Below are 24,451 nucleotides of genomic sequence, written 5' to 3' on the forward strand. Positions count from 1 at the left end.
ATAGTTCATAGTTCAACAATATTACCCAACTCTAGTTCCTTGCTCTCCCGCTCATTTAAGTAGTATTTGACAGTTGAAGGAATAATATAGTTCTCTTCATTTATGTATAGTTTATAGTACTCCTCTGAAACACTGCTCGTTACTCTACTTACATTATAATAATACGCAACTAATAAAGTAGGTCCGTTATTCTTATCAAAGTAAATTAATGAAGAATTTAAACTGGTTGCATAATCTTTCAGTCTTTGAATTGTAGAAAAGTAAGCTTCTAATGGTACTTGATTATCGCTTTCAATTAAGGTTTTGATTTCCTCCAAAATCAAGTAGCTATCAGTATAAGGTCTATAGGGATCTCTGAAAGCTTTTCTCATAACTGAACCGTTATGTGCGAAGTATAAGTCATAAGGGCCAGCCCTTAGAAAATATGGATGACAATGAGTTAACCCTACTAAGAATTTCTTGGATGATCTTCTAGCGTGTACAATTCCGACTATTTCATCTCCTCTTATTGATTCTAGAAATTGTAATCCATTTTCATCTTGATAAATAGGTTCTTCAGATCTATAATACCACACTCTCCACTTTTGGCTTAATTTAACAAATATTACATAACCCCATCCATCAGAATGAGATCTATATTTCGAAAAAACGTCATTATAGCTGGCTTTTAAAAGTCCATCTAAGTATTTCTTCTTTATTTCTCCTTTTGTATGAAATGCAATAAATCTACACATCTATAGACAACCCATCAAAGGCTATTATCACCTTACCTTCACCTAATTTTTTTATTTCTTCTTCTTCATGTATTGGGATATGTGTTATTATCACTTTTCTCTTCCTATCAAACAAGTTTATTATTTGATTGATCGAAGTGTGTCCCCATGCGCTACAATCGTTAACGCAGGTAGTTTCATGTATTATTAAATCTGAATCTTTAGCCTCCTCTAAAATATTATCACAAGGCTCTAACGTATCACCAGTATAAATTACCTTTCTACTCTTATCTCTAACTACATAGCTTACGGCATAGATCGAATGGCAAGCTTTAACAGAGTAAACTTCTAAATCGTCTATTTTTCCTCTAGGTAATTGTGACTCGTATATTTTGGTTGATATTTTATTGCCTACAGTAACGTAAGACTCAAGAATTTTTTCTATCCCTTGCGGGGAGTAAATTTCCAAATCCTTAATGCCTCTAATTTTCCTTTGAACTAAATAGTCAAATAATCCATTAAAGTGATCTACATGAAGATGGGTAATAAATAAAGCCTTAGGTTTATCATAAATTTTAAGATCTTCCAATTTGAGATCAGCCCCAGGACCTAAATCGAATAATATAGACTCGTTTACTAAAATACTTGATTTAACTCTTTTAGTACCTATGCTTGAACCAGCTCCAGTGCCTATGAAAGTTATTCTCATATATCATCACGTTGAGTTATATCGACTAGATCACAAAATCCACCTACACATGGTTGATTTATTTTAACTTTTTTCCTCCTCACTGATTTCCTCAAGGAACTTATTCACCTCATCTAATTTAGGTCCTAACGCACCTATCTTAGTAACTGAAAGTGCAGCCACCTTATTAGCGTATTCTACTGCACTTTCTAAGTCATAATTCTTCTCCAAGTAGACTGCTAATGCAGCATTAAATACATCACCTGCACCTGTTTCATCTACCACATTAACCTTAGGTGCTCTAATTATTACCTTTTTTCCGTCTTTTGTGGCTAGTAAGGCACCTCTTTCCCCTAAAGTTACTATGACAGCTTTTCTTACTCTTTTAAGGAGCATTTCTAATCCATATTCGAAATCATCTGTATTAACTATTTCTTTAAATTCTATCTCGTTTGGTGTTATTATATCTGTTAACTTAATAATTTCTTGGTCACTGAGAACTGCAGGAGCAGGGTTTAATATTTTTATCCCCGGGAATTCTCTTAGAGCCTTCTTCACAACGCTTTCCTTTATCTCTAACTGGGTTAATAGAATATCTCCGCGTAATCCATCATCTAAATCATCTTCAGTTAAATAATAATTGGCACCTCTGTTAACTGCAATTACGTTTCTCCCTTTCTTATCCACAAGGATGTAAGCAGCTCCAGTACTTATGTCTTTCATCTTAACGTAGTCGACATCTATTTTTTCATTTTTCCAGAAATTTATGGCATTGTATCCGTAAACGTCTTTGCCTACAGCAGCTATTATTCTTACATTGCTTCCTAGTCTTGATGCAGAGACAGCTTGGTTAGAACCTTTACCGCCATGACTCGTATATGTTTCCTCTGCAATAACGGTTTCTCCAACTTCTGGAAGCTTATTAACTTTTAATATTATATCTACGTTATAACTCCCAACTACTGTTATCAACTCTTGATTACCTCACTTAGCTTCTTAATTAAGTCATTCTTATCACTCGCAGTAATCAGCACTACGTTAGCTTGTAGTAGAGTGTCTCCATCTAAACCGCTCGTAGTAAGTTTAATAATTCCCTTTTCAGCCGCGTTAAGAATCTTTTGAGATAGCGGTATCAATACACCTACCTTTCCATCTATTTTTTTCATTAGGCTAGTTATATCATTATCAATATTATTCAGTATAGGGCCATCAATTTTTATCTTATTCAAATATTTTATAAAACCTCCAGCTAGGCTTAGTATATCGTTGTACTTAGTTTTATAGGCTATGTTAGCTTTGAAACTATCAGTTAGTAATTGAAGCGTAATATTTACATTATTTTCAATATACCACATAATATCTTCTATAACTTTTCTTCCCTCTTCTCTCTCCACTATAGATTCTGGATATGCAAAAGGGTCAATTGGTCCATATCCTTCTCCAAGATCTAAATTGAATCTTATTGAAAATGTAGTAAATTCTTTAGCCTTTATCACGGCTTCCCTTAACTTATAGCCTAGAGCTAAATATGATGTTATAGCTGCGGAGAATACATCACCACTACCGTGAGTATTTTTTGTATTTATTGTATTTCCCTTTAATTCAATATCCTCACCATCTATTATTGCGTAATCTTCACCATTAAATCCTTTAACTACCACATTCCCGTAATTGGCATATAGAAGCTTTGCAACTCTCTTAACATCTTCTTGATTGGATATTTTAGTGCCGGAGAGTAATTCAGCCTCATACCTATTGGGAGTTGAAATTATAGCTTCTTTCATCGCACTTCTTAATTTCTCCGAGATATCTTCTATTACAAGTAACGAACCTGACTTAGCTATCATTACCGGATCTAAAACCAGAGTTACGCTGTATTCCTTAATCTTCCTTATCACCAAGTCGATAATTTTATTCGAACCTAACATACCAGTTTTAGCATACTTTGGTTTTAGGTCGGGAAAAACAGCGTCAAATTGTGCTTCAATGAAATCTAAGGGTAACTCATGAACTTTTATTACCCCTTTAGTGTTTTGCGCAGTTAAACCAGTTACAATCGTAGTTCCGAAAACCCCTAAGGACGTGAATGTCTTTAAATCAGCCTGTAATCCTGCCCCTCCCCCACTATCACTGCCAGCAATTGTGGCAACAACTGGTCTCCTATACATCAAATAAGCTTTTACTCAGATAAAAATAATTAAGCTTTCTTTGATGGGCAAATTATAGAAAAAATACAATATCTACACTCCCAATCAAATCTAGGAACTCCTCTCATAGTAATAGTATCCTCAATCAATCTAATAATTGTTGATTCATCTAATGGATCATTAACCTCATATTCAGTTATTCTATCTGGAGTAATGTAAGTTAATATACCTTTTTTAGCTTCAAATAGCCATAAATAAATTTGTAGCTGCATCTTGTGATGCAAGCGTGGTAACCCTCTATCACTTCGTGCTGACTTAATTTCTATCACTACTTTTTGGTCGTTAATGTTAACTATTGCATCAGCTCTTCCCTTGATTTTATATGCCTTTCCCGATACTTGCAATTCTTTCTCGTTTTCAACTTCAACTTCAGCGTTAAGATTAGTCTTTATGAAACTCTCTAGCCCAGCGTGAACCAGATCTCCTAATAAAGTCGATGGTTCATAAACTTGTGATATCGCAAGTTCTTTATATTCTTCTTCATATTTAATCTTCTTTGGGCACCTTATTAGATCTGTCACGTATAATGTATTTGTCTCTTTTGAATGGCTTAAATATTCCTCAAGTTTTTTCTTTAGAAGAAGTTCTGTTATCAAGCCATTACATCTCCTGCAATTTTTCCACTTCTTTCAGTTTTTACCCAAGTCCGTTGTGCTCTTAGCATCTCTAAGAGAATAGCCGTAAAATTTAAGGCTACAATGAAATTCATGTACATAAAAGAAGGTATCATGTAGAAGTACTCGATCATATGTCTTCTTTGAATGAATATGATTAGGATTAACGATAGTAGTGACGCCGTGGATATGAGTCCTACTGTAATCATGTATAACGAAGGAGAATATACTAATACTACGAAGTAATTAACGATATTTAGTACCATGAAAACCGGCGTGAGTACTATTAACATACCATCTATTAATCTCCAATCTATTTTCCTTATCTTTCCTAATGAGACTTCTAGATGTCCTCTATACCATCTTAACCTCTGCTTAATCAATACCTTAAGACTTATTGGAACTTCTCTCCAACTCACTACTGTAGGGGAGTAAACTATTTTATAACCTTTGCTTGTTAACTTTAAACTAAGATCAAGATCCTCCGTAAGTGAAAACTCGTTCCAACCTCCTACTTCCTCAATTGTACTTTTTCTGATGAAAGTACAAGTACCCTCTATGGGTACAAATAATCCTATCCGAGCTCTTCCTGCTATTGAATACTCATATATTAATTCTTCAATTGAGGCTAATCTACTTATTGGGCTTTCTCTTATATTTATAGGAATTAGTTTACCTTGAACTGCAGCCACATACTCATCTTTAAATTTTGGTTCAACATATTCTAATATATCTAACCGAGGTACAGTGTCAGCATCGAATATGCCAATAATTTCTCCTTTACTTATTTTTAATGCGAAGTTTAATGCTCTACTTTTACCGTTGGGCACGTTCGAAGGAGGTAAACTATAGCATTTTATTGTATTTACATACTTTTCTTCATATTCCTTGCAAATATTTAATGTATTATCAGTTGATCCGTCTTCTATAACTATTACTTCATATTTAGACTTATCATATTCCAGATTAACGAGTCTATCTAGTAATCTGCCTAATACTTTTTCCTCATTCTTTGCTGGTATGATCAAGGAAAACGTCTTACCACTGATATCCTTTCTCTCTATAGGTCTCCACGTTATCCCTAATAACGATATACTACCATTATAGATAGTCCAGCTAGAAACAAGCGTACTTAACGTCACTATTATAAGATCAAGCATTAGTGATATTATGAATAATTGATAATTTATTTTTTGTCTATCGTCATACCTTCTTGTTGGGTATACATCTTTTAATCCAAATTAGGCAATAGAAATGATATGGTAAGAGATCTTTTGGGGGATTACGAACCGAGGGGAAGAGTAATTCAAGGTGTAGGAAGATTTATAGCATTTGGACTTGATGATCCATTTCATATAACTACGGTATCTGGTCTAACTATATATGCTATAGGAAAGTTTGTCGAGAAAAGAAGCACTAGATATGGAATAAGAATGGCTAAAATAGATATGGAGAAGATTAGAAAGGATATAAGGGAGCTAACACTGGATATTAGTGGTATCCATTTTTAAATATCAAAGCTAAAGATTAATCTAATGATAATAACACCACTAGCATTTGAAAGCTTAGGAGTCAGGTCACAAGCTACGCTGATAGAAACCAGTAGTCTAAGAATATTAATTGATCCTGCAGTTTCCTTAGCACCTCGAAGATATGGCTTACCTCCCCATGAGTTAGAGGTAGAAAAACTAACGGAATTGGCTAAAAAAATAGTAGAAGTATCTAAGGATGTTGACGTAATAATTGTTTCACATTATCATTATGATCATCATGATCCAGGGTACGTGATACCAACTACGATATACAAAGATAAGATAGTTTTCATTAAAGATCCCCAAAATATGATAAACAATAGTCAGAAATATAGAAGGGCCCCTCGGTTTCTAAGAGCTATAAAAGATAAGCCTACGAGAATTGAAGTAGCAGATGGTAAATCGTTTAAATTTGGTGAAACCACTATAACTTTTTCCCCTGCTGTTCCTCATGGAGCTGATGAGAAACTCGGATATGTTGTGCAAGTAGCAATAAACGATAAAGATTCAACAATAGTTTTTACTTCAGATATTGAAGGGGCACCTAAAGATTTACATATAAAATTTACCGAACGGATCAAACCCAATTTCATTGTAATAGATGGACCTCTAAGTTATCTTCTTGGAAGAGCTTTAAGTGAAGAAGATCTCGATAAATCTTTAAAAAATATAGAAAATATTGTAAAAAATGGATTAGAAACGTTAATCATAGATCATCACGTTTTAAGGGATATTAACTATAAGCAAATATTGAAACCAGTTTATGACATTGCAAAAGATTTAGGAGTTAGAGTGATTAGTGCCGCAGAATATCTTAATTTAGAGCCTACCTTGTTAGAAGCATATAGAAGGCAGTTATTTGAAAAAGAATATAAACCAGCTAAAATACCACGAGGATTATCAGAGCTATTAAGAGCCGGCGATGGTTAAGTAGTAAATTTAGGCTCAAGTATTTATTCAGTATTAAGATTTCCGGATTTTTTAATATTAAATTTCTGGAATATTCGATCTTAAGCTCTCGTGCGCAATATTTTCTAGATTTCAATGTGAACGCTTAGTTTATTTATCTAAGTTATTGTAAATAATTGTTTTTCCCATTTCACTAAATTTTTTTAAATATAGTTTAACAACTAAATCGTAGTAGCTCCTCTAGTTTAAAATAAGAGAGTTAATTGGATTTTTAAGAAAGACTTGATAACTTCTTAAATTACAAAAATACTCTTAAGGGATAAGAAGGTAGGACTTTATCGGTTAATTCAAAATAATCATGGTAGGAACGTCGCAGGTATAAAGTGTGCTAAGAGTATACCTGCAATATAACTGCCTACTAATGCTATCAAACCTGTTCCAATTTGTTCTAATGCTCCTTTATGTTTTGTGAGTCCGGTATATTTAGTTCCGATTATTCCAAATATTCCCAAAGTTATTATTATTAATGTCATAGCTGAGGCTACTGCAAGGCTAAATTGAAATTGCCTAATTAAATATGATATTATAAATGGAACCATAGGTATTATTCCTCCAACTATTAGGTATAAGGACATTAAGAATCCTAATTTTACTGGACTCTCAAACTCTTCGGGGAAAACTTTTAGCTCATGCATTAGCATTTCTTCTAACGCTACGTTTTCATTTTTTAATAAGAAATCAGCAATCTTTTCTGAGGTTTCCTTACTGAATCCCTTCTTAATATAAAACTGTACTAACTCTTCTTTTTCCATTTCTGGATATTTTTGTAGTTGGTACTTTTCCTTCTTTATTTCGTTATTGATTATTTGCATCCTTACTCTTGTACTTATATATTCTCCTATTCCCATTGAGAAAGCTTGCCCTATAGTTGCGAGTAATCCCGCTACGATAACGGCTAAAGTATCATGTGAAAATCCTGCTGCACCTAAAATTATAGAGCCTACACCAATTAGTCCATCTTGAATACCAAATACTCTTGTTCTAAAACTGTCAGCTTCATTAATGTAATGAACTAATTCCTCACCTTTTTCCTTTTCCATACTTGTTAAGTTGTTTAATTTTACTTAAATACCTCTCTAGCATTACGCTAAGTCGTAACTACTAAAAATTTCTCCCCCTCCTTCTTTAGAAGTCCAGAATAAACTCCCCATTCAACTAAAGTAATTTGTAAATCGTACAATCCTTCTGGACTGTTATAAAGCTGAATCCCCTTTTTTTGTAAAACATTTTTTAATTGCTCGATAGTGAATTCTTTTAATTCTATAGCTGTTTTGAAGGGTTCTATTCTCCTTAAGGAATCTCGAATCATCTCTTTCCTCTTTTTTATGTTGGACTTAAGAAATTCAAGTCCTTTATCCGTAATGATTATATCTCCTTCTCCTACCGTAATGAAGCCTAGCGTATTAGCTGAATGGACAATAGGCATGAGGTCATCTAGGTCTACTTCCATTTCTTTTTCTAGCATATATAAGTCCGTTTTTCCATTAAATGTAGTTTCTAGGGAGTATAATAATCCTACAAGATCAGCTACTCTTGCATGAGGATCTAGAACTTCCACAAGAGTATATTATTAGTATCTTCTCCTTTTTAAATTTTCCCTAATAAAGGATAAAATGTATAGTATTGGTCCCACATAAAATCCCAAAATCATCAAAATATCCAAAACTGTAATATACTCTGAACTTCCAATTTCCTCTAACGCATTCAAGTGAGCGGTAGAGACTGAAGATGAAATAATAGCTAGCAAGGCTAGAAGCAATAAAATGTATTTAACGATTGCAAATCTATCAAGAAGGATTAAGAGTATTAGAAGTAGAAAGACTATAGAGTATGTACCTATAGATAGAATAATCGGTACTTTTCCAAGTAAAAGTAATCCTCCAAATATCAATGAAATTATCGATAATATTATTGAATAATGAGCAAGTTTCATAATGTAAGATAGCAGATAGAGATTTTATATGTTATGGACTACCGTTAGATAATTCTTAGTTATAATTTAAATTTAACCGATATTATCAATGATCTTCTTAAGTATTCTTCAAATTTAGTGTCGATCCAAAACCTTCTTCATCTTCTATAGGTTTATAACTAATATTAGGAGTTATATGAACGTAATAGTGTGATAACTAGCTTTTAAAATAATACTTTATATATTATACTGATGTGGAGGCATTAGATTTAAGCAAAAGAAATTTTTACTCATATTTAATATCTATATCAAAGTTCTATTACGAAGAAAGTAATTCGTCAAATTCTTTGCAGAATATATGTGAAAAATTATATGAATCAATAAGTGCTGGTCTAAGAGTATTATCTTATTATTTCTCGCTTCAAGATAAGTCAAGAAGTGAAGCCGTAAGGGATCTAGCCAACATTCTAGGAGACTGGGTAGAGGATTATTGGAATTTAGGTTTATCACTACATTACGATTGTTATTTAGGTGGAAACGTAGATGAAGAGTATTTGCCATTATACTCTAAACAAGTAAAGAACTTCATATCTAGAGTGGAAGAAGTCATATTTGATTAATATTTTCCTAATACGAAGCAAATTTATATTTCAATTGCTTATTATTTTCCTATTTTGATATATTTATTTATATTTACGTAAATATAATTAAATTTGACACTTAAAGATTGTAGTGAAATATTTTGAGGTACAAATTAAGAATAACATTTTACACAGATTTAGAATGTAGGAGAATATTGATATCGATATTTATACTGTTATTATTAGTTTGTTGAATCGTAAAGTTTGTATTGCTAAATGTCATTTATAATTTCTAAACTCCTTAATAAAGTAAATCAAAGCTTTCAAGTGTTAACGTCATATTGGCTTATACGATGCCATAATGAAGTTGGTGAGAGGTTAAGGAAGATATCCAAGAAGCTTCTAATGTTATCTTAGGGAGTTCAACTCTTATAGGTGTCGTGAGGAGAAAATATGAGGTCGAGAATTGATACCAAGTATCATGAGATCCTATGGAAGACTGATCTATCTCTCATCTAGCTAAAATATCACTGAGTATTTTTACTCCCTCAACTATTTGCTCCGGCGAAGCTACCGAAATGCTCAGTCTGGCCATCGTTTCGCCTCCTCTAATAAAGAAAGGTTTTGCTGGTACGAAGCTTAGTCCTTTTTCAACTGCCTTGTAAAATACATCCCAACTGTTTTTGTTTAAATTGAGTAAAAGGAAGAAGCCACATTTTGGGGGGTCAAACTCGTTAAGTCCATTTTCCCTTAAAGAGTCTATTAATATCTTCATCTTCTCACCATAATATCTAAATAACTCTTTAGATCTCTCCTCAATCATCCCTTTTCTTATTAACCTTGCTACTACGTATTGATTTATTGTAGAAGTAGAGAAATCTAATTGCTCTAAAAGGCTTATCTTTTCCGAGATTTGCTCATTAGCTATTATGAAGCCGATCCTTAATCCTGGAGCTATAATTTTACTAAAACTACTAACATAAATCACTCTTCCACTCGTGTCAAAGTTCTTTATTGGTGGTGGAACTTCTCCGGCTATAGGTCTATAAGGATCATCTTCAATAATATAGAAGTCATATTTTTCAGCTAATTCAACAAGTCTTTTTCTTCTACACTCTGATATATTAACTCCAGCTGGATTATGGCAGTTTGGAATAGTATATAACAGTTTTATTTTAACTATCTTTAGTATGTCCTCCAGTTCATCAACATTCAATCCATCGTAGTCTAAAGATATTGGAACAATTGAAGAGCTTCTTAATTTTAATGAATTAAACGTCTCGATAAACGTTGGATTTTCAACTGCTATTACGTCATTTTCTAGAAAATATTTTCCTATTAGCTCTAATGCGTGTTGAGCCCCACTGGTTATTACAATTTTTTCATCTTTTCTTTTTGTAATTCCTAATAAGTTAAGAAATTTTTTATCAATTTCTTGTATTAATTCCTCTTGCCCTCCAGCACCAGGATAAAACAAAACTTTTGCCCCATATTCTTCTATAACTTCTGTATAAGCTTCTCTTATATCATTCAACGGAATTTTCTTAGGATCTGGAGTACCACTTGCTAAATTGATTTTTACCTTTTTAGCAATCTGTGAAGCTAACTCTACGGGGGAAATCTCTATTTCCTTTCCAATTCTCGATACCAAATGCCCTTTACCTCTATTTCATTACCAATACCTTTGCTTAAAGCTTTTTCATAAATTAATTTTCCAACTGCAAGATCTTCAAGTCCTATACCAACGGACTTAAACAACGTTATTCCCTCTTTCGGTATCGTAACTTTCTTCGATATTACGCTGGACAATGTGACGAGTTTGCTCTCATCTAACATGTTCATCTTCTTTGCTATAACCAACTCTCCAGCTTCTTGTAATGTCTGTATAAAGTCTTCGACCACTATTATTTTCGAGGCCTTCACTACTTCTGGATATACTTCTATTTTTTCGGGAATGTTTGAACCCATGGCATTGATATGCTTTCTTTTAGAACTAACGTAATCTAACTTGATAAATGGATCTTTTGCTTTTGTTATGCTAACTATCACCTCACTATCTTCACAAATTTTTTTGATTGAGTCACTAACGTTAACACTTATTCCTTCACTTCCTAGAACGGAAATAGCTTTTTCCAATCTGCTCTTTGACTGCGTGAAAACGTTTATCTTGATACCTTTCTTTATCTCATTTATCACCTCCACATGAGCAATGCCTTGTTTCCCTAACCCTATTATTCCGATACTGCTATAGTCTCCATAAATAAAATCTGACGCTATTACTGATAGAATTGCTGTTCTAATCTGAGTTAGCCTATCTGATTCTATAATGCTAAGAAGTTCCCCTGAAATGTTGTATAGGAATATTAGGAAGTTGCCGCTAATGAACGTCTTATAACCTATATAATCTTCCATAGCAGCAGCTTGAAATGTTAGAGTTGCTCCCTTGAAAGAAATTCTGCTCCTCTGTAGGTTAATTGCTAGTTTATTCTCAAATAATTCAAATGCATTTACTAGTGAATTGTATATTTCTCTGTAATCTATTAAATTCGTCACTTCACTCTCCTTGATTAAGAGTGTCAAATCTATCTTTCTCTCATATGTCTTTACATTTAAAAGATATTCTCTAATAAGCTATAATATATGGAACTTACTCCAAGGCTTCAAGATATAATAAATATTGTAAAGTCAAGAGGTAATGTAAACATTAAGGATTTAGCTTTAGAAATAAAAGTTTCACCGAAGACAGCTAAAGGCTATGCTAGAGAATTACAAAGGTTAGGTCTGATAGAGGTAGATCAAGATGGGAATATTAAGCTGAAGAATGAAGAGGATCCACAACAAAAGATTATAAAGACACTTGAAGCACACGAGAGTGAGATATCAGCACTTAAGAAGGAAATAGAAGCTTTAAAGGAGGAATTGCAAAGGATTAAGAAGAAAGGGAAAGTTTAAGAATATAAACAAACCAACTTATTATTTCAGTTATGTTCAACTTACTCTTACCTATTTTTCTGTCTCTAAATATTATTGGGTACTCTGCAACTTTAAGCCCAGATTTTATGATTTTATAGACTGAGCATATCTGGAATTCATAACCATTAGTCGTCTCACACTCTAATGCCTTCATGGCACCTAATCTAGAATAAACTCTATAGTTAGATGTATTATCCTTAAGGGGAGAGTGGGATACCATTCTAAATAAATAGTTAGCCCCCTTACTTATAATCCTCCTACTAAATGACCAGTTCTCTATTCCTCCACCCTTAACGTAACGTGAGCCAATTACCAGATCATAATTACCGTTAATTGCTAGCTGAATCATATTAGGCAAATATCTGGGATCATGACTCAAATCAGCGTCCATAGTGGCAATGTAATCAGAGTCCAGAAGCTCTTTTAAACCAAATCTAATTGCTGAACCTAAACCCCTTTCATTCTCTCTAACATGGATTAACAAATTTGCTAATTGCAACCCCCTTAACACTTGAGGAGTACCATCTGGACTATTATCATCAACTATCAAAATCTTAGCCGATGGTAAAATTCTATTTAGCTCTAAAACTAAGGGGACAACATTATCTTTCTCGTTGTAGGTAGGTATTGCTATGGAAATTTTAGCCATTGCACATCTCCCAAAGTTTATCCCCTACGTGATGTAAGTTTTCTGCAAATTTGCCCCTCTTCTCAGCTAAAGCCTTTTCTTTAGAGATTAACACTTTTAATATAGCTACTGGTAGATTGGTTTTAGTTTTAGCAAGTATAATGTCTCCTTCCTTACATTCACAATTATACTCTACTATGCCAGGGACGAACAAGTCAGCGCCAGTGCTTACGGCTTTTACTGCACCCTCATCAATCACTACATATGGTAAACTTATCTTTAGTTTAATAACTCCACATAACGTAGGGATTAAATCATCAAAAAATGCTAACGTGTTATCAACGAAATACCAAACACTCTTTTTCTCTTTTCCTATTTCTAATTTAGCATTTGATAGATCTAATCCATACTTCTCCTTTATACTTTTTAAAAAAGCCTTTGTGTCTTTAGATGACATTATGTGCCTTTGCATAATTTATAATACCTCTTCAGCTCTAACTGGCATTTTAACTATTCTTCGCCCTATACATTTCTCAATAGCGTTTACTATAGCAGGGGTTGAGGCTATTGCTCCAGCCTCTCCTATTCCCTTACTCATTGTTGGATGATTAGAAAATCCCTTTTCGATATAATTCCACTCAACTCTTGGCGATTCTACAGCGGTAGGAACTCCGTAATCGTTAAGGTTCGAGTTTAACAACACTCCTTCGCTACTATATACTGTCCCTTCATATATCGCTTGTCCCATTCCTTGAACAACTCCACCTATAATTTGACCCTCAGCTAATAACGGGTTTATCACTCTCCCTACATCATCAATCGCGACATATTTCTTTACTTTGACTAACCCTGTCTCCTTATCTATGCTAATCAAGGCTAAGTGTACGCCATACGGAACAGTATAACCTGGTTTTTGGACACTATAAACGTAAGTCACATCTAGTGAATAGCCCAACGAGTATGCTTTTTCCATTATTTCTTTAATTCCAACACTCTTTCCATTCTTTTTGTGCTTTACATTACCGTTCTTATACTCAACCTCCTCTATGTCTGCTTCTAATAATTTTGCTCCAACTTCTACTATTCTCTTTTTAAGTTCCTCAGATGCCTTATAGATTGCAGAACCGCCTACAGTCACAGTTCTGCTTCCCCACGTTCCAATACCATCCTCTATAATATCTGTGTCTCCCCATCTAACCTCAATATTCTCTAATGGTATTTCTAAGATATCAGCAGCTATTTGAGCGAAAGCAGTCCCGTCTCCTTGACCATGTGGACCACTTCCGGTTACGATTACCACTTTCCCATCACTTTTTGCAAATACCCTAGCTGTTTCCCAGGGACCAAAACCGGAAATTTCAACGTACATACTAGATCCAACACATTCATTAGGTTTAGCCTCAGCCCTCAATTTATCATACAACTCTTTCCCTTTACTTAAGATTTGTAAATAATCTCCACTATCATATGTTATTCCAAATGCATTTTTATATGGTAACTCTCTTACTATATTTTTTTCCCTGATTTCGAACTCATCTCTATTTAGTTCTTTAGCAACTATATTTATTATTCTCTCTATAAAGTATGTAGCTTCGGGTCTCCCTGCTCCCCTATATGACTGTGTAGGAGCTTTATTTGTATTTACAGCGTAGTGGTCTATTAGCATATTAGATACCTTATATGCTCCAGGTAACATTCTTACAGTACTGTGAACATTTCCTATTTCGTCATCGTTAGCATCAGGATATGGAGCTCCTAAATCAGCTATTAAAGTACCTTTAATTCCTAAAATAGTACCATCGTTTTTCACAGCTACTGAGAACTTTAACTTTTTGTCTCTACCATGACCTGCTGACTGCATTTCTTCAGTTCTGGTGGGAACCCATTTAAGTGGTTTCCTTAATATCAAGGCAAGCTTAGCTAAAGCATATTCCTCTGGGTGTGCTATGATCTTACTACCAAAAGCTCCACCAACATCGGGCTGTATTACATGAATGTTATTAATCCCTAAGAAATTAATCAGGTTTCTCCTCAAATAATGTGCTGATTGTGTAGATGACCAAATATTTAATCTATATCCGTCGTAATATGCTAAAGTTCCCCTAGTCTCTATTGGACTTGCTATCACTCTCTGATTGTAGAGTTCACCTTCGATTATCTTATCTGCACTTTTAAAGCTCTCATTCACGTTTCCAGCTTGCCATGTTTTATGTTCATAAATGTTTGTGTTATTCTTAGAATAAACCTTTATTTTGTCATTTAACGCAATTTCTGGATCTATAACATAATCCAAGTCCTCATACTCTACTTCTATACTTTCAACCAAGTCATAGGCCTCATATCTATCTTTTGCTACTACAGTAGCTATTGGCTGACCAACGTATGTTACCTCATCAGTAGGTATAGGGAAATCTTTACCAGGATTTATATCTATTCCGGTGAATATGTTGCTACTAGACTTTTTTATCTTGATTTTTGCATGTGGCTTAGTCGATCTTAGAAATGCTACAAACAGAGTACCCGGTAATTCAATGTCGTCAACGTAAGATGAACCACCAGTTATAAACTTTATATCCTCAATCCGTTTTACGGGTTGACCTACGTACACAATTTATTTTATTCTATTTATATTTTTAAGTCTTACTTGAATGTTTGGATGTGTTGATAAAAAAGTACTTGTTTTGTCATTATATTTCATTATTAGATCTATTAATAAATCTTTGTTTATTATCTTTGTGGCGAAATTATCCGCATTAAGTTCAAATCTTCTCAATAAATACCTCTGTGAAATGAAAACTACCATTATGAAAGGTAAAATAAGCAAAGGATACCTAATTATAAAAAAAGTAAATAAGATAACTATCAAAACAATTATTCCTAACATCTTTAAATGGTGATTAGATTCTAGATGTCCTACCTCATGAGCTAACGCTGCATTAATATGTTTCTCATCTTCTCTATCTATTAATTCCTTAGTTACTACAATAAATTTTCCCCATATGGAAAATATAGAGAAAGCGTTTATTTCATCAGAGTTCAATAGATATACTGGATATTTGTAAAATTGAGAGAATTTCTTAGCTCTTTTAAGTATTATTGCTGGTACTACTACGAGTTGAAGTAAAATAACCAGAGAGACTATAATGAAAGTAATAATTATTTCCATATAATTAATAAGGTAAGTATTACCATATAACTATTCTTTTAAGCTTTAATATTTGGGCTTTAATGATTCATTGTGAAAAGTGTCGTATTGGAGAATGGTAGGGCAGTAATAAAAGAGTTACCTATACCTAAACTTCAAGAAGGTGATATCTTAGTAGAGATGAAGGCATGTGGCTTGTGTGGTACGGATATAGAGAAGATTTGTGGGCAATACACTGCTTCTCAGCCTATTATTGGACATGAACCGGCTGGGATTATAAAAGAATCTACCGTAGATTGGCTTAAGGTAGGGGATAGAGTATTCGCTCATCATCATGTACCTTGTTACGAGTGCTATTATTGTAAGAAAGGTAGCCCAACAATGTGTCCATATTATCGAAAGACTAACTTAGACCCTGGTGGATTTTCCGAGTATTTTAGAGTTCCAAGTTGGAACGTGAAAAGAGGTGGAGTACTTAAACTCCCAGATAACGTAACCTTTGAAGAAGCTTCGTTTATAGAACCCTTAGCTACAGTAATTAGAGCGCAAAAAAGAGTGAAGATTATGGAGGGTGATTCAGTTTTCATAGTAGGTTCCGGACCAATGGGATTACTTCATGCAATGATGGCAAAAGTTAACAAGGCAGGTACTGTAATTATCTCAGATATAAGTGAGTTCAGAGTAGAATACGCCAGTAAAATTCCCCAAGTAGATCACTCTATAAATTCAAAGAAAATGAATGTAGTAGATGAAGTAAAAAAATTGACCGATGGAAGGGGGGCGGATATAAGTATTATTGCCTCAGGTTCACCATCTGCAATATTATCTGGACTTTATGCTACAAGAAAGGGAGGTAGGGTGTTACTATTTGGAGTACCGTATAAGGGAACTACTTTAAATTACGATATAAGCGACCTACTGAATAATGAGATATCAGTAATTTCTAGCAATGCTGCTGTAGAGGAAGATACTAATGAGGCGCTGAAAGTAATCGCCTCTAAATCTATTGATGTTAATAGTCTTATAACACATCGTTTTCCCTTAGATGAATTTAATGAGGCCGTAAGGGTTGCTAAAGAGGGTAAGTCCATAAAGGTAATAATCTACGACTAAAATTACCGAAAAGAATAACACTAGTGTAAGTTTGAATAGTTTTAATGCCATAATTACATCTTTTTCAGTTGGTAATTCACCAAATCCTACCCTATAACTTCCAATTTTCTCTAAGGAAACGTTTAATAGTCCAGCGGCGATCGCTATGGGATATTTAGCATTGATACTTTCCATCTTAGCTTTTTTTAAGGATTTCATTCCTTGTTTAACGTTAAGTCCTAAAAAGAAGCCAGCAAGTAGCATAAATAAAGCAGTAAGCCTAGCTGGGATATAATTTAATATTGTATCAACCTTAGCTGAGAACCAACCCTCCTTGATTAGTTCTTTAGTTTTATATCCGACCATGCTATCCATCGTGTTGGCTAATCTCTGTAGCATAGCACCCGATAAACCTAGAAATAAATACCAAAAAATTGGGGAAGTAATACCGTCTACCATACTCTCAAATAATGACTCAATTAGCGCTGAGGCTATATGATTTTTATCGCTATTACTTAAGTCCCTTCTAACTATCTGTTGGGCGTAAAATCTAGAGCTTTCATCTAGTTTTGAGCCTTTGTTTACGATACTATATAACATCCGTATTGAAAAAGTAGTTTTAAGGGAGAAAATTAGTATAATTATCTTGATATAAATATTGATATTGAGCATTATAGGTAATATACTGAAAATAAATAAGACCGGAAATACTGATACTATCCATATAAAAATTCCATATATATGACCTTTATAAGGCCTTATCAATTTCTCTGATATTTTTCCCGTCCATACTACTGGATGAATATATATAGGGGGTTCTGACAAAAGCAAATCCCATAGTATCGCGAGTAACAGTATTAGGAGCATTTATAATAACATGGACAGAACTGAGTAATTTAAATGAGTAACCTCATTAACTAAAAGAAAAATGGAGAAAGATATAGTTATTGCTGCTCCCGCGATATCTCCTGAGGATCCTCCTAACGATTTACAAATTTTATGGAATATAATATATAATATCAAGAACATTATAACGTTATATAAAGAGATAAATGGTACAATTTCTATGAGCAAGAAAGCAATTTTATTTTTTAGATATTGATTAAATAGTTTACCTAGATTACTCTCGTTCATTGGCTCTATAGAAGCTAGAACAAATAAACTAAAACTTCTGGATATAATATCTGCTGAGACTATGTTGAGTAATGTCATTATTGAGTATCCTTCTAACTTCAGCATAGCAACGGTCTGAAATGATAAATATACTACCAGTAATCCTATACCACCAGAGCCGATTTGAACGTCCTTTAACGCTTTTATCTTACGTTCTCTGTCACCCTTTACCATTAGTGCATCTCCCAAATCTAACAGACCATCCAGATGATTAAATCCCCTTAATAGCTCAATGATACCTATTAGTAAGATTCCAGCTATTGTACCTAGTATGAAATGTAGTAATGTGTAAGATGAGAACTCAATTATGGCTAATATGGGACCCACTATTATTGGAGCTAGAAATGAATATTTTGCTATGTCTTCTATGCTAACATTGGATCTTATTGGTAACGACGAGAAGAAGGCAATCTGTCCAACGATTCCCATCTTGCTCATATCTAATCATAAGTTTATTTACTAAAATATGTGATATGATTTGTGTCAATAATAGTAGCGTCGACAATGAGTGATTCTGGTAAATCCTTTATTACAGCGGGTTTAGTAAAAATCTTGAATTCTAAGCCATTAAAAGTACAGAACATGTCATTAAATAGTATATCTACGCATGATGGAGGAGAAATTGCATTTATTCAAGCATATCAGGCTATTGGTAGTCGTATCACTCCAGAAAGATTCATGAATCCAATACTTTTGAAACCAATGGGAAACGGCATAGAAGTAGTATATATGGGAGAATCCTTGGGTATAATGAAAGGCGAGGAGTATTATGACTTAGCTAACAATAAGCTTTGGTTAAAAATATCAGAATATTTAAAAAGAAATGATTTAGTTATTGAAGCGGCTGGAGGGTTAGGGGAACCTAATTTCATACATAAAGATATTACGGCAATAAAGGTTATGAAAGAGCTAAAGATTCCCGCTATATTAGTTTTAGACATTGATAGAGGTGGGGCATTCTCCTCGGCTTATGGAACATTTATGATGTTGCCAGATTCTATAAGAAGTAATCTAAAAGGTTTCATAATTAACAAATTCAGAGGAGATGAAAGATTTCTTTTTGATGCGATAAAGTGGCTCGAGGAGAAGACTGGAATGAAGTATCTAGGTTATATTCCATATCTTGAAGAAAGTCCAATTATGCCAGAGGATTCTATGAATATATATGATATAGGTGATGGGGATAAGGAAGTTGCTATCATAGCTTATCCTTATATGAGTAACTTTAATGAATTCTACGCTTTTAAGAAATCTAATGCTCACGTGTACTTCGCTAAGAAACCAAAAGAAATTGTAAAGGCTGATCTTGTAATATTACCCGGTAGTAGAAACACGTTAGAGTCTTTAAATTGGTTAGTTAGTAAAGGATTTATTGATTATATCAAGAATAAGAGAGTTTTAGGTATATGTGGCGGATTTCAGATTTTAGGTAGAAAAATTCTTGATCCCTATGGAATAGAGTCTGGCAAGCCATCGGAGTATAATGGCTTAGGTATATTTGATTTTAATGTATATTATGATAAAAGGAAAATTGTTTCTATGACTAAAGCTATTTCTAATTTTGGTGAAATAGAAGGCTATGAAATTAGGAGAGGGATAATTAGGTATCAAGATGAGAAACCGATAATAGAAATAGTTTCGAGAAATAATATGAAAGTAAGTGTATTTGATGGCGCTTATAATAATAATTTCATTGGACTTAGTATTCATGGTAGCTTGTTCTCGGAGGGAGGAAAGAAGTTATTAAAGGAATTGTCGGATATTGAAGTTTATTCATCATCTATGAATCAAGAAATTCAAAGTCAAGTATCTTTAATAGAGACTTTATTAAACAAGTATTTACATTTAGATGAGATAATGGAGATTTATAAGGCATAGCATAGAAAATAAGTTAAAATGTTTGATCCTTCTTCATTCATCGAGGAAATATCGCCTCAACTAAAAGAGAAAGTAGGTAACGAGAAAGTCCTAGCCGCTGTAAGTGGTGGAGTAGATAGCACTACGGCAGCAGTATTAGGCTATAGAATTTTAGGAGAAAGAATAGTACCGGTTTTGATAGATACCGGGTTCTTAAGAAAAGATGAAGCTAAGAGGGTTAAAAATTATCTGAAAGATGTTTTACCAAATTTGGAAGTAATTGATGAAAGCGATAAATTTATATCATCTCTTGAAGGCACTTCAGATGCTGAGGAGAAGAGGAGGAAGTTTAGAGATTTATTTTATTCAACTATTTCTTCTCTTATGAGAAAATATGATGCAAAGCTCCTAATGCAAGGAACAATAGCCGCAGATTGGGTTGAAACTCAAGGAGGAATTAAAACTCAGCACAATGTTTTAGTTCAGATAGGAATAAATACAGAGAAAACTTGGGGATTTACGGTAATTGAACCATTGGCGGACTTATACAAAAATGAGGTTAGGGAATTAGCTAGATACTTAAAATTGCCAAGGGAAATTTCTGAAAGGCAACCGTTCCCTGGTCCCGGTTTACTAGTAAGAACAGTTGGGAAGTTTACTAAGGAGAAGCTATCCATTGTTAGAGAAGCTAACGAGATCGTCGAGAGTTACTTAAACAGCTTTGGCTATTCGCAATACTTTGCGGTGATTTTTGAGAGCGATGGAGTTGATACTACGTTAAACGGACTTAATGTTTATAAATATCTCGTAAAAGCTACTGGAGTAAAGGGAGATGTAAGATCCTACGGTAATATAATTAAGCTTAGCTGTAAGGATATAACAAATATTAAGGAGATAATCGATAAGCTTCAAAAATACGACGTAACTCACGTGTTATGCAGAGTAAGGGAGAAACAAGTGGGAAAATATTCTATAGGAATTAGAGCAGTTTTAACTGAAGACTTCATGACCGCAGACTACGCAAAAATACCGATTCCGATATTAGATAGAATAGCTGAGGAAATTGTGAATAAGTTTCCAGAAGTAAAAGAAGTGTTATACGATGTAACATCTAAACCTCCAGCCACAATAGAATTTGAATAATATATAATATAAATTTCCTAAAAAGATGTTTTGTTACACAATAAAAATATTTACTTATTTATCTTTTCTAATAGTTGAATTCTTTTAGCTGGATGAGGATGATCCATTAATATATCAGCATACCATGGCACTTTACTATTTTTCCATATTTCTACTAGTTCCCTAGCATTCCATGCAGGAACTTCTTCAATCCCATTAGTGAAGAACAGCATACTCGTTAATTGGTTGGTAGTATTTCTTTTCTTGAATTTATCTAATGCTTCTGGATCCATGGATAAGGTTAATTTAGCTAAGGCTAACTGTAAGTTCTCTTTCCCTCCCGGAACTGTTAACGCAGAATTAACATCAGCATATGCCTCTCTCATTCTGTTAAGGAATAATACGAATAGTTGGAACACAAAACTGACTGCCATCATCGCTATTCCTACTAAGAATATAAGTCCCCCGTTATTTCTTCCATTTCCTCCACCGCTAAATAATCCACCCCAGAACAGCCACCATCCCAAATAATATATTAATGAAGGTATTAATCCAACAGCCATGAGTAGTTCAACATCTCTATGCTTCAAATGTCCAATCTCATGTCCAGCTACTGCTTTTAACTCCTCTTTATTAAGTAATTTCAAGATAGGTAAAGTAAATGCTATTCTCTTTCCAGCTATAGGACTACCATATGCAAATGCATTAGGGAAAGGCACATCAGCTATATAAACTTTAGGAACTTCTTTGAAACCATTATATCTCGCAACTTCTGCTACAAGATTATATAGCCAACCATATACTGGATCATTAGGACTTACTTCTACTGTTCTGTAAGCCCAGTTTATTAAATAAGGTCCAAAAAGCCACTGAATTATATCAAAGAAGAAAAGGAAAATCAATATTGAAATTATTAACCCTAAGCCAAATGTTGCACCAAACGCATAGTCAGCTACAGCTAATGCTAGGGCAAATCCAAGTAATAAGATTCCAATTGTAGCCAATATCATATTTACTCTTAATTTTACTACAGCTAGATTCATATGATAGTATTCATAGCTAGGGTTTAAATTAGTTTTCCACATAATAATGAATATGATGAAAGAAGAATTAGTAAGTGATTACATGAAAACCCAAGTTTTGACAGTAGATAGAAATACAAGTCTTAAAGAGATTGCTATAATAATGACTAAAAATAATATTGGATCAGTAATTGTTGTTGATAGAGATAAGCCTGTTGGGATTATAACTGAGAGAGATATAGTAAAAGCAATAGGTAATGGAAAAGATTTGTCAGCTAGGGCAGAAGAAATTATGACAACTAATTTGATTATGGTTAGGCAAGACTCACCTATTACTGGAGCATTAAGTTTAATGAGATCGTACAATATAAGACATTTACCAGTGGTAGATGATCAAGGGAATCTAAAAGGTATAATTTCTATAAGGGACGTGGCGAGAGCCATAGATGATATGATTGAAGGTTAAACTTTATACCTAATTACCGAAATAATTTAAAGTAATATGGTCAAAATAAAGATTGTCAGAGAATGGTACGAAATTCTCAGAAGGATAGCTCAAAATCGAAAAATTAGTATAAGTGAAATTATAATTGAGATCATGACAAAGGAGGAGGAATGCCTTAATTTACCCTTTGTATCTTCAACCTCTTTTAAGGAGATAAATGTAAGCATAAATAATAAATATAGTAAGGCTGAGATCGAAGATAAGATACGATATTTTCTATTTTGTAGGTGAATATTTTGGAAAGGGGAAAGAGAAGAGAAGGAGTGACAAGGATCGGATTATATAACGTTTTATTTAGAATTTCCGTCGCTCCATTATCTTTCATATTCACGTTTCTCGTAGCTAGATACCTATCTAACCCACCTTACGGCACGACATATTTCGCTACTTGGCAGACTCTGTACGTTTTTACTGTTGGTTATTTTACAATTCCTGCGGATCTGTTTTCTTTGATAACTTCGAGATACTCTGCGGAGAAAAAAGACGTGGGTGGAATCGTTATAGTAAACTTACTGTCTGGAGCCCTCTCTGGTATAATTTTTGCTTTATTAGTACCATACTATGTATCTTTAACTAAGCTTGACATTCCATTGTATTTTTACTCAGCGATCTCGTTAATAGTACTTACTTATCTGCTAAAAGTAACTAACGCTATAGCTCAAGGTAGAACTCCAAAAATAGTAGGGATATCTGCAGTAGTATTTCAAGCTTTACGACTTATCTTCGGTTTGTTTTTTATGTTTGTTCTTAATCTTTCAATTCTTGCTGTAATACTAGCGTACGATATAGGCTATATCGCTCAAATACTTTTCAATATCTTTTTCATTAGGGCTAATCTTAAGTTAGATTTTAATATAGCTAAAGCAGCAGTTCGTAAGTCGTTGGTCTACATAGCTAATTATCTTCAATATATTTTAGAAGCATCTATTGTATGGATAGCTTTGGGGATTACCAATTCTGATCTAGTGGTTGCATATTTTGAGTCAGCCATAATTGTAAGTAATATTCAGATATGGACACAAGCCTCATATACTGGGTTAATGGCAAAGCTAGCAGAAGATAAGGACCCCTCGCTTATCCCCGTCTCTATTAAATTATACTCTATAATTGGTAGTTTATTCTTAACCCTAATTTATTTAGATGGTTACGGTTTGTTATTTAAGCTAAGACCAGATTATATACAAGCCATATTTGCATTATACGTTTTAACTTTCTCTAATTATCTAAGGGGTTTATATGGGATTTTTTATCAAGCAATTACAATGGCTGATCCCACTCTTTCCCCTAACTCACAAAACGAGTTTAAGGGTTATGTATTTAGCTTAACTAGGAATAACCTAGTTTTCTCTCTAGTTGGGTTAGGAGCATCTTCATTATTGATATATCTCTTCTCTTCTTATCCTTCATACATAGTAGCTATGTTAATGACTATAGGATTACTCATCAACTCTCTCGTAATGCTTTTTACGTCCTTTAAGTTGTCATCAAGGATATACAAATTCTCATTTCCACTAAAAGAGTTCTTAATTCCCTTACTCTTATCGTTCATTTCTCTTCCTATATCCATGAGATTTAAGCCAATTACCTTCTTGCAAATGATAGAATATTCTATAATTTGGATAATCGTGTTTTCTTCTTTCAATGTTATTTTAAATCCTTATGGTAAGCAGTTATTTACGTTAATTATAAGAGAATTTAAGCAAAGATATTATAAGTGA

General features: G+C 33.7%; 28 protein-coding genes. 10 read left to right on the plus strand and 18 right to left on the minus strand.

Annotation, left to right across the window (positions count from 1 at the left end; all coding sequences use genetic code 11):
• Positions 1-5: 5 nt before the first annotated feature.
• The 6 genes from BFU36_RS05820 to BFU36_RS05845 form a co-directional block, all read right to left on the minus strand.
• Entirely contained in the window at positions 6-734 is a 729-nt protein-coding gene (locus BFU36_RS05820; protein WP_069282671.1) for a class II glutamine amidotransferase, read from the minus strand.
• Positions 727-1,422: an MBL fold metallo-hydrolase gene (locus tag BFU36_RS05825; RefSeq protein WP_069282672.1), complete on the minus strand. Its 696-nt coding sequence runs from the start codon at positions 1,420-1,422 to the stop codon at positions 727-729. The genes BFU36_RS05820 and BFU36_RS05825 overlap by 8 nt, the downstream gene beginning before the upstream one ends.
• Before the next feature lie 63 nt (positions 1,423-1,485).
• Positions 1,486-2,373 carry a ribokinase gene (gene rbsK / locus BFU36_RS05830; RefSeq protein ID WP_069282673.1) on the minus strand — a complete coding sequence of 296 codons (888 nt, stop codon included), beginning with the start codon at positions 2,371-2,373 and terminating at the stop codon, positions 1,486-1,488.
• On the minus strand, positions 2,370-3,569 hold the full coding sequence (thiD, locus tag BFU36_RS05835; protein WP_069282674.1) for a bifunctional hydroxymethylpyrimidine kinase/phosphomethylpyrimidine kinase: 1,200 nt from the start codon (positions 3,567-3,569) through the stop codon (positions 2,370-2,372). Before thiD ends, rbsK begins: the two co-directional genes overlap by 4 nt.
• Before the next feature lie 29 nt (positions 3,570-3,598).
• Entirely contained in the window at positions 3,599-4,204 is a 606-nt protein-coding gene (gene cas4 / locus BFU36_RS05840) for a CRISPR-associated protein Cas4 (protein ID WP_069282675.1), read from the minus strand.
• Entirely contained in the window at positions 4,201-5,382 is a 1,182-nt protein-coding gene (locus BFU36_RS05845; protein WP_069282676.1) for a glycosyltransferase family 2 protein, read from the minus strand. Before BFU36_RS05845 ends, cas4 begins: the two co-directional genes overlap by 4 nt.
• A gap of 99 nt (positions 5,383-5,481) precedes the next feature.
• Between BFU36_RS05845 and BFU36_RS05850 the strand changes: the two genes are divergently transcribed.
• Together BFU36_RS05850 and BFU36_RS05855 are read left to right on the plus strand one after the other, a co-directional pair.
• A complete protein-coding gene (locus tag BFU36_RS05850; protein WP_069282677.1) occupies positions 5,482-5,733 on the plus strand; it encodes a hypothetical protein in 252 nt (83 codons plus the stop codon).
• 24 nt (positions 5,734-5,757) lie between these two features.
• Positions 5,758-6,684, plus strand: coding sequence for an MBL fold metallo-hydrolase (locus BFU36_RS05855; protein ID WP_069282678.1), 927 nt, complete (start codon positions 5,758-5,760; stop codon positions 6,682-6,684).
• A gap of 335 nt (positions 6,685-7,019) precedes the next feature.
• On the opposite strand, the gene BFU36_RS05860 is transcribed toward BFU36_RS05855, so the two are convergent.
• From BFU36_RS05860 to BFU36_RS05870, 3 genes are read right to left on the minus strand one after another with little or no spacing between them, the layout of a single operon-like run.
• The gene (locus tag BFU36_RS05860; RefSeq protein ID WP_069282679.1) at positions 7,020-7,763 is read right to left on the minus strand and encodes a VIT1/CCC1 transporter family protein; all 744 of its coding nucleotides are present in this window, start codon (positions 7,761-7,763) and stop codon (positions 7,020-7,022) included.
• A gap of 47 nt (positions 7,764-7,810) precedes the next feature.
• Positions 7,811-8,281: an AAA-associated domain-containing protein gene (locus BFU36_RS05865; protein WP_069282680.1), complete on the minus strand. Its 471-nt coding sequence runs from the start codon at positions 8,279-8,281 to the stop codon at positions 7,811-7,813.
• A gap of 12 nt (positions 8,282-8,293) precedes the next feature.
• Entirely contained in the window at positions 8,294-8,656 is a 363-nt protein-coding gene (locus BFU36_RS05870; protein ID WP_069282681.1) for a hypothetical protein, read from the minus strand.
• A gap of 233 nt (positions 8,657-8,889) precedes the next feature.
• On the opposite strand from BFU36_RS05870, the gene BFU36_RS05875 reads away from it, so the two are divergent.
• A complete protein-coding gene (locus BFU36_RS05875; protein ID WP_069282682.1) occupies positions 8,890-9,255 on the plus strand; it encodes a hypothetical protein in 366 nt (121 codons plus the stop codon).
• 472 nt (positions 9,256-9,727) lie between these two features.
• On the opposite strand, the gene BFU36_RS05880 is transcribed toward BFU36_RS05875, so the two are convergent.
• Positions 9,728-10,867, minus strand: a complete 1,140-nt coding sequence (locus tag BFU36_RS05880; protein WP_069282683.1) for a PLP-dependent aminotransferase family protein — start codon at positions 10,865-10,867, stop codon at positions 9,728-9,730.
• On the minus strand, positions 10,840-11,796 hold the full coding sequence (locus BFU36_RS05885; RefSeq protein WP_069282684.1) for an ornithine cyclodeaminase family protein: 957 nt from the start codon (positions 11,794-11,796) through the stop codon (positions 10,840-10,842). The genes BFU36_RS05880 and BFU36_RS05885 overlap by 28 nt, the downstream gene beginning before the upstream one ends.
• 60 nt (positions 11,797-11,856) lie before the next feature.
• On the opposite strand from BFU36_RS05885, the gene BFU36_RS05890 reads away from it, so the two are divergent.
• On the plus strand, positions 11,857-12,168 hold the full coding sequence (locus BFU36_RS05890) for a winged helix-turn-helix transcriptional regulator (protein WP_069282685.1): 312 nt from the start codon (positions 11,857-11,859) through the stop codon (positions 12,166-12,168).
• Here the strand turns inward: BFU36_RS05890 and BFU36_RS05895 are convergent.
• The 4 genes from BFU36_RS05895 to BFU36_RS05910 are packed head-to-tail and all read right to left on the minus strand — an operon-like array spanning position 12,146 to position 15,983.
• Positions 12,146-12,838 (minus strand): polyprenol monophosphomannose synthase, encoded by a 693-nt coding sequence (locus BFU36_RS05895; RefSeq protein WP_069282686.1) that lies wholly within the window; start codon positions 12,836-12,838, stop codon positions 12,146-12,148. The two genes, BFU36_RS05890 and BFU36_RS05895, sit on opposite strands and share 23 nt — an antisense overlap.
• Entirely contained in the window at positions 12,831-13,289 is a 459-nt protein-coding gene (locus BFU36_RS05900) for an RNA-binding protein (RefSeq protein ID WP_069282687.1), read from the minus strand. Before BFU36_RS05900 ends, BFU36_RS05895 begins: the two co-directional genes overlap by 8 nt.
• 3 nt (positions 13,290-13,292) lie before the next feature.
• On the minus strand, positions 13,293-15,425 hold the full coding sequence (gene cutA, locus BFU36_RS05905; RefSeq protein WP_069282688.1) for a glyceraldehyde dehydrogenase subunit alpha: 2,133 nt from the start codon (positions 15,423-15,425) through the stop codon (positions 13,293-13,295).
• Positions 15,426-15,428: 3 nt separating this feature from the next.
• A complete protein-coding gene (locus tag BFU36_RS05910) occupies positions 15,429-15,983 on the minus strand; it encodes a M48 family metalloprotease (protein WP_069282689.1) in 555 nt (184 codons plus the stop codon).
• Between the two features lie 72 nt (positions 15,984-16,055).
• On the opposite strand from BFU36_RS05910, the gene BFU36_RS05915 reads away from it, so the two are divergent.
• Complete coding sequence (locus BFU36_RS05915; RefSeq protein ID WP_069282690.1) at positions 16,056-17,075, plus strand: zinc-dependent dehydrogenase; 1,020 nt, start codon at positions 16,056-16,058, stop codon at positions 17,073-17,075.
• On the opposite strand, the gene BFU36_RS05920 is transcribed toward BFU36_RS05915, so the two are convergent.
• Entirely contained in the window at positions 17,004-17,921 is a 918-nt protein-coding gene (locus BFU36_RS05920; RefSeq protein ID WP_069282691.1) for a cobalamin biosynthesis protein, read from the minus strand. The two genes, BFU36_RS05915 and BFU36_RS05920, sit on opposite strands and share 72 nt — an antisense overlap.
• Entirely contained in the window at positions 17,922-18,665 is a 744-nt protein-coding gene (cobS, locus tag BFU36_RS05925) for an adenosylcobinamide-GDP ribazoletransferase (RefSeq protein ID WP_069282692.1), read from the minus strand. It abuts the gene before it with no gap.
• A gap of 42 nt (positions 18,666-18,707) precedes the next feature.
• Between cobS and BFU36_RS05930 the strand changes: the two genes are divergently transcribed.
• Together BFU36_RS05930 and BFU36_RS05935 are read left to right on the plus strand one after the other, a co-directional pair.
• The gene (locus tag BFU36_RS05930; protein ID WP_069282693.1) at positions 18,708-20,105 is read left to right on the plus strand and encodes a cobyric acid synthase; all 1,398 of its coding nucleotides are present in this window, start codon (positions 18,708-18,710) and stop codon (positions 20,103-20,105) included.
• An 18-nt stretch (positions 20,106-20,123) separates the two neighbouring features.
• The gene (locus tag BFU36_RS05935; protein ID WP_069282694.1) at positions 20,124-21,227 is read left to right on the plus strand and encodes an ATP-binding protein; all 1,104 of its coding nucleotides are present in this window, start codon (positions 20,124-20,126) and stop codon (positions 21,225-21,227) included.
• A 50-nt stretch (positions 21,228-21,277) separates the two neighbouring features.
• Here the strand turns inward: BFU36_RS05935 and htpX are convergent, their stop codons facing one another.
• Positions 21,278-22,249 carry a zinc metalloprotease HtpX gene (gene htpX, locus BFU36_RS05940; protein ID WP_069282695.1) on the minus strand — a complete coding sequence of 324 codons (972 nt, stop codon included), beginning with the start codon at positions 22,247-22,249 and terminating at the stop codon, positions 21,278-21,280.
• A gap of 55 nt (positions 22,250-22,304) precedes the next feature.
• Between htpX and BFU36_RS05945 the strand changes: the two genes are divergently transcribed.
• The 3 genes from BFU36_RS05945 to BFU36_RS05955 are packed head-to-tail and all read left to right on the plus strand — an operon-like array spanning position 22,305 to position 24,451.
• Positions 22,305-22,694, plus strand: coding sequence for a CBS domain-containing protein (locus BFU36_RS05945; protein ID WP_069284624.1), 390 nt, complete (start codon positions 22,305-22,307; stop codon positions 22,692-22,694).
• A gap of 36 nt (positions 22,695-22,730) precedes the next feature.
• Positions 22,731-22,964, plus strand: a complete 234-nt coding sequence (locus BFU36_RS05950) for a hypothetical protein (RefSeq protein ID WP_069282696.1) — start codon at positions 22,731-22,733, stop codon at positions 22,962-22,964.
• 5 nt (positions 22,965-22,969) lie between these two features.
• Positions 22,970-24,451 (plus strand): teichoic acid transporter, encoded by a 1,482-nt coding sequence (locus BFU36_RS05955; RefSeq protein WP_069284625.1) that lies wholly within the window; start codon positions 22,970-22,972, stop codon positions 24,449-24,451.

The organism is Sulfolobus sp. A20, assembly GCF_001719125.1.
Taxonomy (GTDB): domain Archaea; phylum Thermoproteota; class Thermoprotei_A; order Sulfolobales; family Sulfolobaceae; genus Saccharolobus.

Bases quoted from the DNA above. Each gene is read 5' to 3' on its own strand.
- BFU36_RS05820 (WP_069282671.1), bottom strand. From the start codon at position 734: ATGTGTAGATTTATTGCATTTCATACAAAAGGAGAAATAAAGAAGAAA.
- BFU36_RS05825 (WP_069282672.1), bottom strand. From the start codon at position 1,422: ATGAGAATAACTTTCATAGGCACTGGAGCTGGTTCAAGCATAGGTACT.
- thiD (WP_069282674.1), bottom strand. From the start codon at position 3,569: ATGTATAGGAGACCAGTTGTTGCCACAATTGCTGGCAGTGATAGTGGG.
- BFU36_RS05845 (WP_069282676.1), bottom strand. From the start codon at position 5,382: ATGCTTGATCTTATAATAGTGACGTTAAGTACGCTTGTTTCTAGCTGG.
- BFU36_RS05850 (WP_069282677.1), top strand. From the start codon at position 5,482: ATGGTAAGAGATCTTTTGGGGGATTACGAACCGAGGGGAAGAGTAATT.
- BFU36_RS05855 (WP_069282678.1), top strand. From the start codon at position 5,758: ATGATAATAACACCACTAGCATTTGAAAGCTTAGGAGTCAGGTCACAA.
- BFU36_RS05860 (WP_069282679.1), bottom strand. From the start codon at position 7,763: ATGGAAAAGGAAAAAGGTGAGGAATTAGTTCATTACATTAATGAAGCT.
- BFU36_RS05870 (WP_069282681.1), bottom strand. From the start codon at position 8,656: ATGAAACTTGCTCATTATTCAATAATATTATCGATAATTTCATTGATA.
- BFU36_RS05890 (WP_069282685.1), top strand. From the start codon at position 11,857: ATGGAACTTACTCCAAGGCTTCAAGATATAATAAATATTGTAAAGTCA.
- BFU36_RS05895 (WP_069282686.1), bottom strand. From the start codon at position 12,838: ATGGCTAAAATTTCCATAGCAATACCTACCTACAACGAGAAAGATAAT.
- BFU36_RS05900 (WP_069282687.1), bottom strand. From the start codon at position 13,289: ATGCAAAGGCACATAATGTCATCTAAAGACACAAAGGCTTTTTTAAAA.
- BFU36_RS05910 (WP_069282689.1), bottom strand. From the start codon at position 15,983: ATGGAAATAATTATTACTTTCATTATAGTCTCTCTGGTTATTTTACTT.
- BFU36_RS05920 (WP_069282691.1), bottom strand. From the start codon at position 17,921: ATGCTCCTAATACTGTTACTCGCGATACTATGGGATTTGCTTTTGTCA.
- cobS (WP_069282692.1), bottom strand. From the start codon at position 18,665: ATGAGCAAGATGGGAATCGTTGGACAGATTGCCTTCTTCTCGTCGTTA.
- BFU36_RS05935 (WP_069282694.1), top strand. From the start codon at position 20,124: ATGTTTGATCCTTCTTCATTCATCGAGGAAATATCGCCTCAACTAAAA.
- htpX (WP_069282695.1), bottom strand. From the start codon at position 22,249: ATGAATCTAGCTGTAGTAAAATTAAGAGTAAATATGATATTGGCTACA.
- BFU36_RS05945 (WP_069284624.1), top strand. From the start codon at position 22,305: ATGAAAGAAGAATTAGTAAGTGATTACATGAAAACCCAAGTTTTGACA.
- BFU36_RS05950 (WP_069282696.1), top strand. From the start codon at position 22,731: ATGGTCAAAATAAAGATTGTCAGAGAATGGTACGAAATTCTCAGAAGG.